The sequence below is a fragment of the Paenibacillus germinis genome, assembly GCF_013141785.1.
Taxonomy (GTDB): domain Bacteria; phylum Bacillota; class Bacilli; order Paenibacillales; family NBRC-103111; genus Paenibacillus_E; species Paenibacillus_E phytorum.
In genome coordinates, this window is sequence record NZ_WHOC01000122.1 from 1 (window position 1) to 20,345 (window position 20,345).

General features: G+C 44.6%; 9 protein-coding genes and 2 pseudogenes. 9 read left to right on the top strand and 2 right to left on the bottom strand.

Going from position 1 to position 20,345, the window contains the following annotated elements:
• The first annotated feature begins 362 nt into the window (after positions 1 to 362).
• The 5 genes and pseudogenes from GC102_RS22995 to GC102_RS23015 all read left to right on the top strand — a co-directional run.
• Positions 363 to 2,135: a glycoside hydrolase family 35 protein gene (locus tag GC102_RS22995; protein WP_171691574.1), complete on the top strand. Its 1,773-nt coding sequence runs from the start codon at positions 363 to 365 to the stop codon at positions 2,133 to 2,135.
• 127 nt (positions 2,136 to 2,262) lie between these two features.
• A complete protein-coding gene (locus GC102_RS23000; protein ID WP_171691575.1) occupies positions 2,263 to 3,543 on the top strand; it encodes a Gfo/Idh/MocA family protein in 1,281 nt (426 codons plus the stop codon).
• 102 nt (positions 3,544 to 3,645) lie between these two features.
• Entirely contained in the window at positions 3,646 to 6,111 is a 2,466-nt protein-coding gene (locus tag GC102_RS23005) for a glycoside hydrolase family 2 protein (RefSeq protein ID WP_171691576.1), read from the top strand.
• Between the two features lie 20 nt (positions 6,112 to 6,131).
• Positions 6,132 to 6,507 (top strand): annotated as a pseudogene (locus GC102_RS23010) (hypothetical protein).
• Between the two features lie 156 nt (positions 6,508 to 6,663).
• Positions 6,664 to 6,999 (top strand): annotated as a pseudogene (locus GC102_RS23015) (sigma factor); the annotation flags it as partial.
• Here the strand turns inward: GC102_RS23015 and GC102_RS23020 are convergent.
• Positions 6,993 to 8,861, bottom strand: a complete 1,869-nt coding sequence (locus GC102_RS23020; protein WP_171691577.1) for an acyltransferase family protein — start codon at positions 8,859 to 8,861, stop codon at positions 6,993 to 6,995. The pseudogene GC102_RS23015 and the gene GC102_RS23020 overlap by 7 nt on opposite strands.
• 302 nt (positions 8,862 to 9,163) lie before the next feature.
• Here GC102_RS23020 and sigK point away from each other — a divergent pair, with 302 nt between their 5' ends.
• A complete protein-coding gene (gene sigK, locus GC102_RS23025) occupies positions 9,164 to 9,724 on the top strand; it encodes an RNA polymerase sporulation sigma factor SigK (protein WP_312883360.1) in 561 nt (186 codons plus the stop codon).
• 64 nt (positions 9,725 to 9,788) lie between these two features.
• Complete coding sequence (locus GC102_RS23030) at positions 9,789 to 10,463, top strand: ABC transporter ATP-binding protein (protein WP_216628138.1); 675 nt, start codon at positions 9,789 to 9,791, stop codon at positions 10,461 to 10,463.
• A gap of 41 nt (positions 10,464 to 10,504) precedes the next feature.
• On the opposite strand, the gene GC102_RS23035 is transcribed toward GC102_RS23030, so the two are convergent.
• Positions 10,505 to 10,759, bottom strand: coding sequence for a hypothetical protein (locus tag GC102_RS23035; protein ID WP_171691579.1), 255 nt, complete (start codon positions 10,757 to 10,759; stop codon positions 10,505 to 10,507).
• 497 nt (positions 10,760 to 11,256) lie between these two features.
• On the opposite strand from GC102_RS23035, the gene GC102_RS23040 reads away from it, so the two are divergent.
• The gene (locus GC102_RS23040) at positions 11,257 to 13,617 is read left to right on the top strand and encodes an AraC family transcriptional regulator (RefSeq protein ID WP_171691580.1); all 2,361 of its coding nucleotides are present in this window, start codon (positions 11,257 to 11,259) and stop codon (positions 13,615 to 13,617) included.
• A 234-nt stretch (positions 13,618 to 13,851) separates the two neighbouring features.
• Positions 13,852 to 20,345: immunoglobulin-like domain-containing protein (locus GC102_RS23045; protein WP_171691581.1), on the top strand; the 6,494-nt coding region annotated here is incomplete at its 3' end.

Consider the following 20,345-nt stretch of genomic DNA (forward strand, 5'->3'; position numbering starts at 1 on the left):
GGCGCAATATCTTCTTCGTGATGCGCGGTCTTTGTTAACCAACTAGTTCACTGTTCAGCAATACGTAAAACTGGCCTTACTGGATAAGGTCGAATTACCCCGGAACGGGCCGTCCTGCTAGAGTTGCAGAACGGCCCGTTGCCAGTTTATTTGTCTCATCTATTTTTTTCTTTCCAGGCAGGAGAAATTCAGAAAAAAGTCTTCAATTCCACTATGTTGTTGGATTTGAAGGCTTTTTAGCTATTTTGTAGAAAAATCACTATTTTTGATAAGTGCCTTTAAAGAAATTGAAGGATTCTTTAATTTTTGTTGTTTTTTAAGAAGGGTTCGAATAGTATGATCGGCGAAAAGGAGATGTTAAGATGGCTTCGTTCACAATTGAAGGCAAACAGTTTATTTATAACGGGGAACCTATTCGAATCCTGTCAGGAGCAATGCATTATTTCAGAATTGTGCCTGAATATTGGAAAGACAGGTTGTTAAAATTAAAAGCTTGCGGTTTTAACACGGTTGAAACCTATGTAGCCTGGAATGTCCATGAACCGAAAGAAGGGCAGTTTATCTTTCAAGGCATCGCCGATGTTGAGCGTTTTGTTCAAATAGCCGGAGAATTGGGACTGCACGTCATTATTCGGCCGAGTCCCTATATTTGCGCGGAATGGGAATTTGGCGGGTTGCCCTATTGGCTCCTTAAGGACCCTTCCATGCAATTGCGTTGTTACTATAAGCCTTTTTTGGATAAAATAGACACCTATTACGACGAATTATTGGCAAGGTTTAAACCCCTTCTATGTACGAATGGCGGACCGATTATCGCCATGCAAATTGAAAATGAATACGGAAGTTATGGCACAGATAAAGAATATCTTGCGTATATAAGGCAAGCCATGATCAACCGTGGAATGGATGTGCTTCTGTTCACTTCAGATGGTTATGACGATTCCAATCTTCAAGGAGGTACGCTAATTCCGGACGTGTTCGCAACAGTCAATTTCGGATCGCGGCCTGAAGAAGCATTTGCTAAATTGCAGGAATATCAGCCGGACAAACCGCTCCTATGTATGGAATATTGGAACGGCTGGTTCGATTATTGGGGAGATGAACATCATCGGAGAGGTAATGACGATGTGGTGGACGTACTGGACCGGATGCTGAAATTGGGCGCTTCCGTTAATTTCTATATGTTCCATGGCGGTACGAATTTTGGTTTTTATAATGGAGCCGGTTGTTTGGGTAAATATGAACCGGACGTAACCAGTTATGATTATCACGCGATGTTGAATGAATCCGGAGATATTACGGACAAATACATTGCAGTTCGAGAATTGCTTTCCAAGTATGTGGATTTGGCGGATGTTGAAATTCCCTCTTCCATTCCAAAGAAACATTACGGCATTGTCCGCCTTACTGAACAAACGAGGTTATTTGATTCGCTTGATCAGTTGTCCTCCCCGATGACAAGTAAATGTCCAATAACGATGGAACAATTGGATCAGGATTACGGCTTTATTTTGTATACGACACAGATATCGGGTCCAAGGGCAAAGAATAAACTCGTACTCCAACAAGTGCGTGACAGGGCGCTCATTTTCCTGGATGGGATTTATCAAGGGACAGTTGAAAGAAACACGCATGATCAGACAGTGGAAATAAAAGAGAATGATATTCTGGTAGAAATACCTCCTGAAGGCGCGACATTAAGTATTTTAGTAGAAAATATGGGTCGAATTAATTACGGTTATCATTTGAAAGATCCAAAAGGGATTACAGAAGGGGTTCGTTTTGAGCGAGGGTTTTTGCACGATTGGAAGATCTACTCGCTTCCTCTTAACAATATATCGAAACTCGCATTCGGGGACATGCAAGAAAATGTCTCATTTACGCCTACTTTTTATAAAGGCAAGTTTCATGTTGACGAGGTTGGAGACACGTTCTTGAAACTGGAAGGTTGGACGAAGGGTGTGGCTTACATCAACGGCTATAATCTCGGACGTTATTGGGACATTGGTCCGCAGAAAACGTTATATATCCCAGGACCGCTTCTGCGCGAAGGGAAAAATGAGTTAATCGTGTTCGAACTGCATGGCACTAACGATCCGATTGTTATTCTTCAAGATTTTGCTGAATTAGGGTAGTTCATTCCGTTCTTTCAATGATTATGATAGTAATACAGATTAATTATTATCTGATCGTAATAGAACCTTTCGGCGAGCAGACGATGATCTTGCATAAATGATAGATGATATTATTGGGGGAATTATCTTGAGAAAAATTACTGCAGTCCTTGTAGGTGCAGGCCAGAGAGGCGCTGGCGCATACGCATCTTATGCGTTGAAATACCCAGATCAAATTCAATTTGTCGCTGTTGCAGAGATTGATCCAGTGCGGAGAAAACAATTTATGCTTGAACACAATATTCCAGCAGAACACGGCTATGAAAGCTGGGAACTGTTATTAGCAAAGCCCAAGTTGGCTGATGCGATGCTTGTTTGCACCCAGGACCAGATGCATTTTATACCAGCATGCAAGGCGCTGCAAGGAGGATATCACGTTCTGCTTGAGAAACCAATGTCACCCGATCCATTAGAATGCATCATTTTAGGGGAAATCGCAGAGTCGTACCAGCGGGTATTTTCGATCTGTCATGTGTTAAGATTTACAGATTTTTTCAAGACGATTAAAAAGCTGTTACAACAAGACCGTATCGGCAGATTAATTACGATCCAGCATACGGAGAATGTTGAATATGCCCATTACGCTCATAGCTTTGTAAGAGGCAACTGGAGAAAATCCAAAGAATCCAGCCCGATGATCTTAGCTAAAAGCTGCCACGACATGGATATTTTATTGTGGTTAGCCGATGCGAATTGTACAAAAATAGCTTCTTTCGGCTCATTAACGCATTTTCTGAAAGAGAATGCCCCTAAGGGCGCACCAAAAATGTGTCTGGACGGTTGTCCCGTTCAAGATGAATGCCCCTATTATGCGCCTAAAATTTACATTGAGCGGGATGATTGGATTAACAAAGTTTTCCGCACAATTGTTAGTAGCGATTCAAGCGATGAAGGCGTGCTTCATGCCTTGAAGGAGGGGCCATACGGCAGATGTGTGTACCATTGCGACAACGATGTCGTTGACCATCAGGTGGTCAATATGGAATTTGATAACGGAGTAACGGTTGCTTTTACGATGAGTGCTTTTACATTTGAAGGCGGGAGATCGTTGAAGTTGATGGGATCTAACGGACAAATCAGAGCGGATATGGAACGGAACGAAATCGAAATCACGAGTTTTTTGACAGGGGAAAAAGAGCTCATTCACCTTGAGTCTCCGCAAGAGGGGCATGGCGGGGGAGACGAAGGCATTATGGAAGATTTCGTAAGATTAGTGCGTCAAGACGGAAATGCTGCAGGTCTCACTTCAGCTCATGTGTCTGTCCAAAGCCATCTTATGGCTTTTGCAGCGGAGAAGTCCCGTTTGGAGAACTGTGTTATCCAAATGGATGAATTCTATGAAATATTAAAAAATACACAAGAGGAATAATTTAGCTGAGGACGAATAGAAATCGCTTTTGTCGATTGTCTCCAGATGTGAAATTTCAGAATTAAGTTAGAAATAAAATGATGAGAGGTAAGGCGATATACAATGAAACATTCGAATCACTGCAGAAGAACGGTGAATTTCAACCGGAACTGGAAGTTCATTCGTGAAGACATAAGCGGAGCCGAACAGAAGCGTTTTTCGGACGAAGGCTGGGAAACGGTCTGTCTGCCTCATACGCCAAGAATTGAATCGCTGCATGTAGACATGCATTTTCAAGGGATATGCTGGTACCGCAAGCATTTTGCCTTGGACGAAGCAGACAAGGGGAAGAAGATCTTTGTGGAATTCGAAGCGGCCATGCATGAGGCATCTGTATGGGTCAATGGCAAACTCAAGCTGAATCATAAAGGCGGTTATTTGCCGTTTACGATTGATATCACCGACGATGTGGATTTCGGAGCGGATCATGTCATTGCCGTTCGGCTCGACAACCGGAACAACGGCTCCATACCTCCGGGAAAGCCGCTGGAGAGCCTCGATTTTTCCTATTTCGGCGGACTCTATCGCAATGTTCATTTTCATGTCACGGAGAAGCTCCATGTCACGGATGCCATTTACGCCGGAGAACCGGCCGGAGGCGGAATTTTTGTCAAATACGCCGACGTCTCGCAATCATCGGCGACGGTTGAAGTTCAAACGCACGTGCTCAACGAGCATGAAACCGCCAAGAAAGCGAAAATCGTGACAACGCTGCTGGATAAACAAGGACGGCAAGTAGAGACGGCTGAAAGTTCGGTTGAGGCGGTTTCGGCCGGCGGAGCGCATACGTTCGTCCAAACGCTGACGATCACGAAGCCGCAACTCTGGCATCCTGACACACCTTATTTGTACACGCTGCAAACGAAAATCGTAGAAGACGGCCATACGGCAGACGAGATTCGCACCCGGATCGGAATACGTACGATTTCGTTCAGTAAAGAAGGAGGCTTTGTCATAAACGGCGATAGTCTGGTCATCCGGGGAACGAACCGCCACCAGCAGTTTCCCTATATCGGAAACGCCGCTTCGGACAACGCGCATTATCGCGATGCGAAGAAACTGAAGGAGGCGGGCTTCAATTTCGTCAGGCTAGGCCATTACCCCCAGGCGCCCGCTTTTCTTGACGCTTGCGACGAACTAGGGCTGATGGCCGTCGAACCGGTACCGGGCTGGCAGTATTGCGAGGAAGGCGAGTTCCAGAATATTGTCCGGCAAAATATACGGGATATGATCCGCCGTGACCGGAACCGACCTTGCGTGATTATGTGGGAGGTCAGCCTGAACGAAACGTATCCCGGCAGGAAGGGGGCGACAGATGAATTTTTTCACGAATGCCATTTGATCGCTCATGAGGAATATCCGGGGGATCAAATCTTTACTTCAGGAGATACGATGGGACGGAACAAACCCGCTTATGTCGGCTACGATGTACCCTATACGTTATGGAACGACGAAACGTTGTCCCGTCCTCTGGAGGAGGTCCTACCCGATAAAGGAGGATTCGACAGAGAGTACGGGGATTACGAGTTCGGCGGTCATGAGAGTACAAGCCGGGTACCGCGCGACGCGGGAGAACAAAAACTGCTACTGCAAGCCTGGAACTATCAATGGTCACTGAATCGGAACCGTGGCAACAAGTGGTCGCTCGGAGATGCCTCATGGGTCGGCATCGACCATAACCGCGGTTGTTATCCACGGTTGGCAGAGTGCGGGGTCCTCGATACGTTCCGGCTGCCTAAATTCGTTTACTATTTTTATCAGAGTCAACGAAGAGCGGAAATCGTTCATGAACATGCGGAAAGCGGACCGATGGTCTATATTGCGAATTATTGGATGGAACGTACCACGCCGACGAAGGTAGTCGTATTTTCCAATTGTGATGAGGTCGAGCTGTTTGTAAACGGGAAATCGGTCGGCGCGAGAAAGCCTGATCAAGGTCCGGACACGGAATACGGCGAACGTGTGACAGGCTATGAGGTGGACTATTGGCTTACGGATGAAGAGCAGCATAAATGGAAGGACGCATGCGTGCAGGGGAAGACGGATGCAGGCGACATGAAGGTTTTTCTGCATGACGGAGGAAATTGCCGCAATTTGGCGCAAGCCCCGTTCACATTTACCGGTGTGGCGTACGCGCCTGGGGAATTGAAGGTAATCGGGCGAATTGGTGGCAAAGAAGCGGCTGAACATGTCGTGCGCACACCGCTTGAGCCTGATACGCTTTCCCTCCGCATCGACATGAGCGGGAAGGAGCTTTCCGCCGATGGCGCCGACTTCGTGTTTGTCTATGCCGAAATCAAGGACGCGAACGGGACTGTGGTACCCTCCGCCTGCGACGAGGTTTTGTTCGACATCGATGGTCCAGCGGTCATCGTCGGCGAAAATCCGGTGCGGGCGGAGGCCGGTATCGCTACCGTGCTGCTCCAAGCCCGAGAGACGCCGGGCAATATAACCTTGATAGCATTAACCAAAGGGGTAAGGCCGACCGCGATCAAACTGGCAAGTGTGGGCTGTGGTGCAAAGTTCTAATCCTTGATACCATGATTGAAATGAATTCATGGGAGGGGGCAATTACGTTGGAAACGAAATTAGATTTGTTTAAGTGGAAGCAGTGTGAATCTCAAGTTATCTTGCTAACAGTAAGATGGTATTTGAAATATAGCCTAAGTAACGATTTTTCAAGAAAGCATTGACTTCAACACACAATCAATCACCTCGCGTGATCTCTGTCGATAAAAACCCAGCTTGTTTATAAAGAAAATCATAAAACCAATGTTGGGATTTAAGTCTTTTGAAACTGCAGAGTACACAATCACGGGAATCGAAGTCATGCATATGCTAAGGAAAGGGCAGGTCGAATGCATTCATTCGTCTGTCCTTTCTTCAGTTGAATTAATCAACAAATTGTTTGGTTTGACAGCATAATCAAACAACGAAATTACGGAGATCTTTGGTCAATTTTAATTGTTGCACCAAAACCTTAATAAAAACGGTAGTCAAGGACTTCATTTACGTCCATGGCTGCCGTTTTTAATATGAATATTCACTTTAATATTGTACTCTCCAAGGAATTTTACGTTGCTTCGTGTTCATATTGTCGAAAAATTCGACAATACAGGAGAAGATCTCGGGGATTTAATCTCAATCGGTACGATCGGATTGATAAAGGCGATCGAGTCGTTTTCACCGAATAAAGGGACCAAGCTCGCGACTTTCGCCGCTCGCTGCATCGAGAACGAGATCCTTATGCATCTGCGTTCGCTTAAGAAAACGCGCAAAGATGTGTCTTTGCATGATCCCATCGGAATGGACAAAGAGGGGAATGAAATAACACTAATCGACATTCTAGGGACGGAAGCGGACGATGCCGTAGAGGAAGCTGTTAAGCTGTCTCTATTTCAGCGTCCTTGTTACGAAGTCTCTTTCAGTACGGCTTCACTCACAAGTGACGCGTAATATTTGGCACCTTCCTGATTCAAGTGTACGCCATCATTGAAGAAGAACGTGTCCTTGCCTTTACTTGCAGAATACCAATCTACGATCGTCGCTTTTGGAAATTCTGACGCCACTTTTTTGAGAGTGGAGTTGACGGTATCTTGCCATTTTTTAGGGACACGAGTGTTTACAAGAACAATCTGCTGCACATCACCCAGAGAAGTCAGAAGTTCACGAAGTTGAGTGGGGGTGAATGCACCGTTGGTACCAAGTTCAATAATAACCTGTTTGCCAAGTTTTCCGTTCGCCTTAAGATTTTCAACTGTTTCTTGCGCCTGAGACATCTGTCTACCGACCTTGCCGTCCACGATGATACCAGGTAGGAGCTTCGCTAAGAAGGGGGCCGCATCCAGAATTACGGAATCGCCTATTGCTGTTATACTTGCCTTCTCTCCGACTTTAGGAGTAGCGGTTGCAGCCGGTTCTTTTGGCATAACAGTCGGTGACGGCGATGGTCTGGGCGTGGGAGTCGGCGCAGGCGTCTCCTTGACGATTGGCGTTGGGGTGAATGCTGCTGCATTCTCGACGATTACAGGCGGGCTGTTTAATGGCTTAACGGCGTACAGTTTACTTGAACAGGAAATGGCGAAAAGAAGAAGAGGAGTGATGGTAAGCACAAACATAAATCGAGTTTTGAATGGCGGCCATAGCTCTATTTTCCTCCATAGCCCTTTAAACGAACCACGACGAAACGGCTCCTCGATGAATTTCCAAGATAGAGTAGCTAGAAGGAAACTGATGAATACCTGCATTAGAATCTTGAAAACGTTAACTTCCCCTATGTCTCCCGACGAACTAGTAAGGATTATAACCGGATAATGCCAGATGTATAGGCTGTATGAACGCATTCCGATCCATTGAAGCGGTGGGCAACTCATTAATTTGGCTACTAGGCTAGCTGGGTGTGCAAGTACAGCTGTGACGATTGCAGAAAGGATGGAGAAGAGTCCTAATCCACCGACATAGAGGGAAGTATCATATTCACTCGTCTTCCAAATCATCAGGAGGATACCGATGAGGCCAGTTCCACCTACGATATCCAGCATCAATCGCGATTTGCGGGTAACCAAAGCGGGCAAATTGTGGCTAGGCCATAACATGGCTAGAGCCGCACCCACGAGCAAAGCAAATGCCCGTGTATCCGTGCCGAAGTAGACCCGACTTGGATCCATATTCGCATTATAGACCAAGGCCATTGCAAGAACAGAAGCTGCAGCCCCAATCAGCGTGAACATGATTAGTTGACCTCGACGCGGTGTGAAACGCAATACAAACACCAAAATCAGCGGCCACAGGAAGTAAAATTGTTCTTCGATGGCCAACGACCAGAGGTGACCGATCGGAGATGGCGGACCAAAACTTTCGAAGTAGGATATGTTATGAAAAATTAGCCACCAATTGTTGAAGTAAAGTGCCACGGATACGAAGTCACCCTGCAACGAGAACAATCGTGCTCGATCGAATACCAGCAACCATATGCCTATAATGGCAAGCATGAAGAACATGGCAGGCATGAGCCTTCGAGCTCTTTTCATCCAGAAATCCTTCAGGTTGATCTGTCTTGTTGTTTGCCACTGCGTAATCAACTGATCGGTAATTAGATAACCAGATAATGTGAAGAAGATACCAACCCCGAGAAGGCCACCTGGAGCTAAGGAGTTATTCAAATGATATGCTATAACGGCTAATACGGATAACGCGCGTAGCCCGTCTAATCCTGGCATGTATCGCCTTTTCTCTCTACTGGCGGTTATACCCCGCACACTTGCTGATTTTTTTAACATATGATGTTACCTCCTGCTGCGTGTATAAAATCATTTGATTTCGATATGTGTAAGACGGATAATTAGCGATTAAAGTTTGGGGTGGGTATTACCAGTTGCAAATTTTAAGTTGCAGTTAATTCGAGAGGGGGGAGTGTCACTCCTACTTTTTTTGTGCCGCTGAAACTGATATCCTAATTCGGATGTCAGCTTCAGCGGCTATTTGTCTTGCCTAGTCACGTGCTTGCTAATTAGATCACGATAGAAGTCAAGATGATCGTTTTTATAAATTCGTCCATTGCTGCCGATTTTAAGTATGGAAAATCAGGCTAACATTGTACTATCCGAAGAAATTTACGTTGCTTCGTGTTCACAACCTCAAAAAATTCGATAATACAGGGGAAGATTTAGAGGATTTGATCTCGATCGGGACCATTGGATTGATTAAGGCGATTGAGTCGTTTTCGCCGAACAAAGGGACCAAGCTCGCGACATTCGCGGCTCGCTGTATCGAGAACGAGATCTTGATGCATCTACGTTCATTGAAGAAAACGCGCAAAGATGTGTCTTTGCATGATCCCATCGGAACGGACAAAGAGGGGAATGAAATTACATTGATCGACATTCTCGGTACGGAAGCCGATGACGTCGTGGATAAGGTGCAGCTCAAGATAGAGAAGAGCAAAATCTATCGGAACTTGGAAATCTTGGACGATCGCGAGAAGGAAGTTGTGGTCGGCCGGTTTGGATTAGAGCTTGGCGGGGAAGAGAGGACGCAGTGGGAGATTGCGAAGGAGCTGGGGATTTCGCGGTCGTATGTGTCGCGTATTGAGAAGCGGGCGCTCATGAAATTGTATCATGAGTTTTATAAGGCGAAACGGTAAGGTCGGTCAGTCGGAGGAGTCGCATACTTCATTTATTTGTTCACAGATAATGGAGGCGAAGAATATGACCATAATCCAGTTGGAGCATGTGAGCAAGAATTATGTGATGGGCGGCGAAACGATTCGAGCGTTGGATGATGTTTCGTTAGAGATCGATCACGGCGAGTTCGTGGCGATTATGGGACCATCGGGGTCGGGGAAGTCGACGATGATGAACATTTTAGGCTGCTTGGATGTTGCGGATCACGGCGCGTATATGTTGGATGGGAAGGCGATCAATCGAATGAAGGATGCTCAACTGGCTGAGATTCGTAATCGGAAGATCGGGTTCGTCTTTCAGAGCTTTAATTTGCTGCCACGGCTTAATGCATATGAGAACGTGGAGCTGCCGCTTATTTATCGGGGCATGAGTAAAAAAGAGCGGGAGCCGCTAGTTATGCAGTCTATGGAAGCCGTAGATTTAGTGGACCGCAGGCGGCATCTGCCTTCGGAGCTTTCCGGTGGGCAGCAGCAGCGGGTTGCGATTGCCCGGACATTGGCCGGAGATCCGGCGATTATTCTGGCAGATGAGCCGACGGGGGCGCTGGACTCTCAGACAGGTGCAGAGATATTGGATATTTTCAAAAGATTGAATGAGCAGAGAAGGACGATTGTCTTGATTACGCATGATCAGGCCATTGCTCAGGAGGCGAAGCGGGTTGTGTATTTTCGGGATGGGCGGTTGATTGAAGTTGTATAGTCGTAATATAAAACGACCGGGACTCCGATAGGGTGCCGGTTTTATTGTTTATCTGACATTTGAGGTATCAGCAGGCTTATCAATTGCGCGAACCATTGATACAAGGCTCCTTGAATGCGTAGCAGTGAAAGCGAAATAGTCAGGTCCGGCGATCTCGCGCTAAATACCTCCGTGTCTAGCTGATCATGGAGCGCGGCGAATTGCTCGAACCAAACAGCTGACTCCGTCCATTGGGAGGCAAGCGCATCGAATACAGCACCGTCGGAGACAGCTGTAATCTTCAGGAATGGATACAACTCATGGAAATCGAACGGTCAGAGTCTCAAGTTGCAACTGAGCGATAAGTAATGAACGTTATTGCCGACTTCTGCAGTATGGAGTTGGTAGCGCAAGCCGGGCGGAAATACAATCAAATCTCCCTTGCGAACGCGGTAATGGGTTCAAACCGGAAATTAAATTGGCGATTACGTCTCCACAAACGAATGCAAGTTGGTATAAAATGGTATCCGTTGTTGTAACAGGAAGCAGTACGAACCTTGAGGAAATGATGAGGGGCTGTCTTCTTGTCCCACCTGGGTTTACTATCTACTTAATATTGAGATTAATGACGAGACTGTTTGCGGGTTGGTCAAGCTGACTGACAACCACTCGTTTCACCCTTTCTATAGATAGGGTTTGTGCAGATATCTTCGAAACATCTAAAAAATGCAGGATTAGTGAAAAATTTGTTGAAGTGTAGTAGTCTAAGGATAAAAAAGGATTAAAACAGATAAACAAACCTTGAGGTGGTCTAATGTGGTTTAAAAACAAAAAAAGTCGAAAATATCTGCGTAAAATTTATCAGTGGATTGCATTAGCTATGCTATTGCCGCTAATTTCGTTTGCACTTATTGCATTTGTCAAAGTGGAGCAGGCTGTATTGGATAATGAGTATCAAGCGAACAAAAAAATATTGTACGAGGTGAAATATAATATTAACTTCATGGACGATATGATTGTTAATTCTATTTTATCTATGTACTATAACCCCGAAATTAGCCCATTGATATTTAATAATCATGTGGATTTTACAGAAATGCTAAATGAAATGAATAAAATCAAAACTTCGATCTTAAGTGTAAACCCTTTTATACAATCTATCTATTTGTATAACAGACATATCAAAACGTATTACACGACGCAAGCAGACTTGTTATTCAAAGATACCAATTTTGAAGCTTTGCTTCAATCCAAACAAGAATTACCAAAATTGAAACCTATACCGAGAAAAATCGAATACAACATAGAGAAAGATAAGAAAAGATATGAGAATGTGGTCACTTATTTAATGTATGACTTCAAGGATGAGCTAAATCAACCTGAGGGCGCATTAATCGTAAACGCTAGTACCGAATGGCTTCTCAACAGTATTAAAGAGATTAATATGGTTGACGAAAAGCGGCATGATCAAATCATGATCCTTGACGATAATGGTGGAATCGTGGGGCATGAAATTGAAGAAAAAGGCACTTTGCAAGATTCTTTGAAAGCGATTTATCAACAGCACCATAGTGAACAAGCCTCTCCAGATAACACGGGATATTTTACAGAAGACATAAATGACAAGAAGTATCTTATTACTTATACGTTTGTAGATAAAATGAATTGGACATTAGTGAAAGCACAACTATACGATGAAGTATTTCAAAAAATCAGTACATTGAAATATACATTAATTGTGATTATCGTTGCTTTTATGATTCTGGCATTTATGGCTTCTATTTTTATTTCTCGGAAAATTTACAAACCGATTGATACTTTGGTAAAGCATGTCGTATCCAACGTAACTGAAATGGATCAATCCCATTCGAAGGACGAGATATCATATTTGAACAATGCGTACCAGTTTTCAATTGATCAATTAAACCAATACAAGCTTAATAAACAATCGGATCGTGAAATTCTGAAAACATACTTCTTAAGGAAATTGCTAATAGACAGCCAATCGGTTACTAAAGATGAGTTTGACAAAGCAGGATTTGAGTCAGGAATTGGCTTATCACAGGACGAACCCGGACTCGTTTGTATTGTGAAAATCGATAATCGTGCTCAATTTGAGGGGATGTTCAGTCCGTTTGATCGTGATCTTTGTACATTCGGCATCATTAACATTTCGCTGGAACTATTGTCTGAATGTTATCGGGTTGAAGTCGTTGAAATGAAAAATGATCATATGGCCTTTATTTTAAATATAGATGGGTCTGACAAAGAAACTATGGTTTTGGAAATAACCGCACTTTGGAATAAGGCACAATCGTATATAAGTCAATACTTCAAAGTATCTATTTCTATTTTTATTAGCGACCGTTGCGAAAATCTGCATGATTTGACCGACAAGTATGAGGTGGCTTTGAATAATTCAGTCTACCGTTTACTATTTGGCAAGTCTTGCGTTCTGACGAACAGGACCATTAAAGCCAATACAGACAATTCACAGGTTGGTTTTTCCGTTTCGTTGGAAAAGAAACTAGTGGATTCGCTAAAAAGCGGGAATGTCCTTTCGGCAGAAGAAACGCTGATTAAACTGTTTGATGAAATTGCCAAGTTGAACTACAATAACGTCTTTTTATCTATTATGGGTTTAGTCAATACGTTAAAACAGATGACAGAGGAAATTAACAGGAGTAGATTAGAACCTTTGCTAATCAATTACAACTTACTGTCCAACCAGCTATTCAGTATGGAAACATTGGATGAGCAGTACGACAACATTTTGCAAATTTGCAGAAGTATCGTAACCAAAGCGGAACGGACAGAGACCGATAAACATTCCATCATCAATAACACGGTTATCGAGTTAATTCAAGCCGATTATGCGAACCCAGCCTTGTGCCTACAGTATATCTCAGAAAAATTGAATGTATCTGCTAAGCAAATTAGTAAAATTTTCAATCAACAGTACGCTAGATCGGTTGCAGATTACATTAATGATGTAAGATTGGAAAAAGCGGCGGAATGGTTTGGAAGTTCCAATCGCAGTATTAAGGAAGTTCTCCAAAAAATCGGTGTGGAAAATGAGAGCTACTTTTACAAACTGTTTAAAAAGAAATACGGCGTTACGCCGAAGGAATATATTTTAAATAAACATGTACAGGGAACTAGGCAAGTGAACTAAATAAGATTTTTACAGAGGCCCTTTAGTGTACTTGAACGATAAGTACAATAAAGGGCCGTTTTTACAATGAAAAATGCAATGAAATGCTCTTTTTACAATAGGATTTGTGAACTGGTTAAAGTAAGATGTGGTCAAGAAGAGAGAGAGGGGGGGATATTAATGTTGGTTAAAACGTATGCGCATCAACCCAGGTGGGAGCAGAAAACTATTAAATAAAGGAGGAAGGTAAATTCAATGGGCAAATTTTTAAAGAAAATTACATCAATAGCATTGGCTTCAGCAATGGTAATGACGACATTTACATTTGCCAATACAATAGTAAGCGCAAGAGAGGTAAACGTTCAATCTCAACGGAATGTAATGGAAATAATTTATGTTTCTACAAACGGTAATGACACTTCCGGTGACGGTTCACAGGCCAATCCGTTTGCTACTTTACAAAGGGCGCAACAAGCAGTGCAACAAATTAATCAAAACATGACAGGCAATATCATAGTTAGCATTGCGCCAGGCGACTATTACATGCCAAGTACTCTTAACCTTACGCCGCAAGATTCTGGTACAAACGGCTACAACATTGTCTATGAAAGCTCGGGCGGAATTGGCGCTGCAAAGCTTTATGGAGGTATACCTGTTGATTCGAACGGCTGGACACAAGCCGCCCAAAGCGACGTTACCCAATATGGTATGCTAACAAGCATGGTAGGTAAGGTGTGGAAGGTTCAACTGAACAAAGCGGACTATCCCACTACATTCAGCGGTCTGAATTCATCGGCTTTTAATACATTATATGTTAATGATGCGCGGGCAACTTCGGCAAGAATGCCAAACCTTATTCCTCAGGCAGGATTCCCCGAAGCCAAGGATACCTATAACCGCGTAGCCGGAAGTTCCAATGGCACTAATATTCAAATCAATAAGAGTGATTTAACTGCAGATCAGATCAACGGATTGCAGCTAGCGCAGCAAAACGGTGAGGAAGTCGCCCAAGTGTTCACTTGGGACGGCGGTACCGGTGGTGTTAACGGTACGTGGGACTGGTTTACCGATACGGAACCTGTTGCAAGTGTAACCGTTGGCACCTCAACAATTACACTGAACCAGCCACAAGCAAATGGTTCGGATTTCTATAACAAATACCAATATAGAGTAAAATATACAGTAAGTAACGGTTCGAGATATTTCCTGCAACATAACCTCTCGTTCCTTGACACACCGGGCGAATACCATTATGACAAAACAACAGGCGTACTTTACTACTATCCGGCCGATGGAACGATGACAAATAAAACCGTTGTCACGCCAACCATGCAAACTGTCATCAATCTGCAGGGTACACCGAAGGCAAACCCCGGTGATCAACCCAATCTGACGCTGCAAGTACACAACATTGTTTTTGATGGTCTTGCCGTAAAGGACACAGAGTTTAGTGACTATTACAGCTATACATATAACTATGGTGATGCTAATGGTGGCATTGGTCAATTCCCGCCGGTAGCATTGAAGCCGGGCGTAACTCTGCCGGCATATGCTGAATCTGCCGAACGTCCGGCTTTCCAAGTTGGCAGTATTACGATGCAAGGCACCAACAACATAACAATCAAAAACAGTGACATAAAAAATGCTGGTATATATGGCATCTTTATGCTCGGTGACAATCAGTACAACACGATTGATAACACCACGGTTGAGCACACCGGTAACGGGGGGATTTCCATCGACGGCGGATATCCTGGCGTCGGCAAATATTCCAACCATCATACGATTAACAATGTTCTTATCCATGACGTCGGTCAGCTTGTAGGTCATGGGGTTGGTCTTACCGTTATGAGTTGTGGTCAGAGCACATTTAGTCACTTAGAGATTTATAATTCTCCCAAACGCGCAATGCTTATTCTTGGTGGTTACCCTCGCGGAGGGCAAAGTGCAAACCCGAATTTCGATAACGTAAGAGATAACTATACTGTCGGCAATCATTTCTCATACATCTACGTGCACCATACACATCAAGATGCAGGCGAAGATAGCGCTGTATTCATGTCCTGGCTTACTGCCGGAGGCGGACAATGGTATTCTTCGGGTACCCAGCACGGATCAAATGATGTTAATCATCTAACAACGAACCTGTCACAAATTGATACTTCTGTTGATCGTTATAATTATATGGATCAAGTGCTTATCTCTGATATAGGTACTGCGGCTTCTGTACATGAAAAAAATTCGGTTGGCGGATTGGATACTGCTATGGGCGCAACCGGGTTTGTTTTTTCAAACATTCTAGCACTGAACACGCAAAGTCACTCATTGGCCATTCGTCCTGGCAGCTATGGCGATATGTACATTTTCCAAAATACCACAAACAATGTCGACAGCGTAACTAGCGTGAAGTCGTTTGACCCGTCAAAAATGCAATACGGTTTAATTGGTTTAACGCCGTACTTCCCGACTGAATTGCTCGGAGCGAATAGACACGTCTACCAACAAACAATACCGTCAAATGTATATTTTTCGGATACGTTTAACTCAGATACACTTGACATGACAAAGTGGGCAGTAGAAAAAGGCAATGTAGATATGTCTATGGGCATATTGGCAAATCCGACCGACCCGCGGCTTGGTATACGCTCGCTTCCAATTTATACACCACTTAATCCGAGCGGTGTTGTTGTCAGTCGTCCCTTTGCACAGCCACTCAATAAGGTTGTAACTGTCAAGTTTTTTGACAGACATAAAGATTATTTCTTGGGAGATACGCCAACAACCTCACCGCCGGATCCAATTTTAGCGCATATGTACTTGCGTGCCGATGATGGCAAAAACATATTGGCAATTGGCGCTAACGGTAATGTGTCGAAAGATTTCTATACCATTCAAAAGGGCAATCAGTCGATTGTAACTAATGTGCGCCGTGATTTCGGTTGGCGTACCCTTACGATGGACTATTCCTCCGGAACGAATGTAAAGATATCTATAGACAATCAGCAAGTTGCTGATTACACCTCAGCAGACGGTGTCACCACTGCATTCACATACGTTGGTATGGGGGACTGGGGAACAAGTTGGCCGGATGGAAAGTCGGTCGGCAGTTCGACAGATTTCAGCGACTTTTACATCCATGGTGGCCAGGACGCTCAGCCAGTTCAACCTCTTATAACCGTTCCGCCAACAGCAATGCCGACTCAGATCTACTCTGAGAATTTCAGTCAATACTTGATTGGCAGCACGGTTAGACCGACTGGCTGGGTAGACAGCAGAGACGGTTCTTCAAATGCCAAGTCTTCCTATAAAATCGTGCAAGGCGCAACAGTCGGCCAGGCCGTGCAGATCACAAATCCGGACAATGTTGTATTCTATGGATTGGGTAATTCATCACTGACAAATTACACATTGACTTTCCAAATGAAGTTTGTGTCATGGTCGGGCAATTCTAACGGCACATACGCAAATTTTGGCCCATCCGTCTATGTCAGTAGCAATAGTGGAGGGAATGTATCCCGTTATGAGCTCAGGTATAATTATCCGAATCTCTCGAATGGTCAATGGGTTATTTACCAAAGAGGCGGTAACCCCACCGACAACAATTTAGTAACCAATATACAAATGCCTGCCGGCTTTGATATGAGTAACTGGAACATTTACAAAATTGTAGCGGGAAATGGTGGTATCACATATTACGTCAATGGCACTCAAGTTGCACAAGTATCCAATCCCAGCAATGCTTATGGCGGCTTTGGGTTTGGCGGGTATGATGCTACGTTTAATGTGGCAGACATTAGCCTTGTTCAGAATCCTGTTAATCCTCCACAGGCGAACCTATCATCCGGCACGTATAGCAATCCGCAGAGCGTAACCATTACAGCGGCAAATTCAAGCGATTCTATGTATTACACCACAGATGGTTCCGATCCGGCTATTTCCGGAACACTTTATTCTGGAAATCCGATTAACATCAATTCCAGCTGTATCCTCAAAGTTGTAGAGGTGAATGCAGGGGTATACAGCGAGACAGTCGGGTATAACTACACGATAAACGGAACAACGGCCGTGGAGACGGCAGTAGGTGTAAACAAACAACCGCTTCGTGATGCAATTGCCAATGCAATGTCGGTTACACAAGGAAACTACTCAACGACAAGTTGGAATGCTTTTATGTCTGCAATAGCCGGTGCCAATTCGGTGTTCAAAAACAACAGTGCAACCGGCTCCGATGTAATCAACGCCGTTATCGGGTTGCAAACAGCCAGGGCTAAACTTATACCTACGTTTTCGAGCGGCACTAATACTCTTTATTCAGAGAACTTCAGCGGGTACACAGTAGGCAGCACCTCAGCACCAACTGGCTGGTCGAACAACAGGACCGGTACCCCGAGCCTTGCACCTGTTTACAACCTTGTTTCCGACACAACAGACCCGAACAATGCAAGCGGTAAGGCATTGGATATTAAAACACCGGATACCATTGCCTACACCAATTTAGGCAACTCGTCGTGGACGAATTACACAGCCACCGCGAACATCAAATTTATTGGCTGGGGATCTAATCCGGGTTCAGCGGCATACGCAAACTTCGCCCCCCTTTCTGTTTATGTAAGTGCCATTAGCGGCGGAAATGTTAGCCGTTACGAGCTTAGGTATGTTTACAATAATCTAACAAACGGTTCATGGATTATCTATCAACGCAATAATAGTGGTTCACCGGCCGATAAAACGCTTGTGAGCAACATTCAAATGCCGTCCGGGTTCGATATGAACAACTGGAATTCTTACAAAGCTGTCGCTAGCACATCGTCTATCACTTTCTACGTTAACGGTACACAGGTGGCGCAGGTGCCAAATCCATCAAACGCTTTTGGAGGTGTTGGCTTTGGCGGAATTGACAACGAATTCCGCATTAACAACCTAACTGTAACTTCCAATGCATCGTCAGTGGCGTCGCCCGTGTTAGATACTGCCGCCGGAACATACGCAAATCCGGTTACTGTGAATGTAACACCAGGCACCTCTGGCGACAGTGTTTACTATACGCTGGATGGCTCCGACCCAACAATAAACGGAACGCTGTATACGGGTCCCATAGCCATCAATAACAGTCGTACATTGAAAATGGTTGAAGTGAATAGCAGTGGGTATTCTTCTTCTGTTTCCTCACATGCCTACACAATCACTCAACCTGCCGCTGCCACTCCAATGGTGGTTGTAAATCCGCGGTCACAGACTGTAACCGATCCTCAGTCAGTATCATTCGGTACAATGGCATACGCTTCTGATGGTGGAACACTCACTTATCAGTGGCAGGTTTCAACCGATAACGGTACAACATGGAGCAACATTAGTGGCGCGACAAGCAGCACGTATACAACTGCTTCACCGGTAACAGTTGCTAACGATGGTACAAAGTATCAGTGCTTGATCACAAACACAAATGACTCGCTCATGTCGGCAATCTATACAACACTCGCCGCAATCTTGAATGTCGTAGAGATGCCGACGAATGCGAATTCTTTAACTATCTCAGCAAAGAGCGTAACCCCTTCCGATAGTGTCAGCAATGGAACTAACGGGCCTACAGGTACCGCATCCGTGACATTCACTGCTACTCAAGCTGGCACCTATTACTATAAAGTAGTGTACAGCGAGGCCGCACAACCAACGATTTCCACATCTGGAGCCGGAGTAGCCAGTAATGTAGGCGATAATACCATCAGTATTCCAAATCTCGCACCGTATGTGCCATATACGGTCTATGTCCAAGAGAAGAATTCGAACGGCAATCTAAGTAACATTCTCAAAATGGATATTAGGAGTGGCACACCTATTCTTCGTTTTTCAACATCTGGAAACGGTACTGTAACCCAAGGCAGTGAGGGCAGTTATCTTTCGGGTACGGCAATGCCCGTTGTTGCAACTCCGGCTGCAGGGTCATACTTCCTTAATTGGACTGCATCCAATGGAGGGGTGTTTGCTGATGCGAACAGCACATCAACGGAATTCGCCACATCGTTCTATGATAATACCGTAATAGCAAACTTCTACAATGTGTCGAACTTTAATGCATCGACTACTAGCATAGTAAACGGCGGAACAAATACCGACCTAACTATTGATGTTGAGGGCACAAATTTAAACAATCCCGGTGCTGCCGTTGGCATGTACGTGTTAGTGAATGGCCAAAGCTATGTTGTAACAGCGGGTACGCAAACTATAAATGTTTTAGCCCCTTCAAGCGGTGATAATATGATAGTTCAGCTTTATGACCAAAACGGTAACTTGCTCGGATCCACATCGATTACGATTGAATCTGACCAGATAGACGTCGCATTGGATAAAGCGAATCTTGCTATCGGTTACGCGGAGGGTGACAGCGAAGTAGGTGTAACGAAAAACGTTCATTTGGTAACGAGCGGTGCGAACGGGACAATAATTACATGGAGCAGTGACGCTACATCTGTCATCGACGCAAACGGTAAGGTAACCCGCCCGTTATCGTCCGATGCGACTGTAAGGCTATCAGCAACGATCACAAAAGGTACTTTCTCGGACACAAGGACGTTCGTACTTAACGTATTAAAGGGGGTTCCTCTGGTCGACGCCGTGTTGTCTGCAGACATTACAGCACCAACCAATAGGGACGTTACCGTAACGATCAGCTATCCGTCCGATGCGACGGTGAAGGAGTACAAAGTAGGAGAAAACGGCGCATGGACGGCATACGGCGCTCCAGTGGTTGT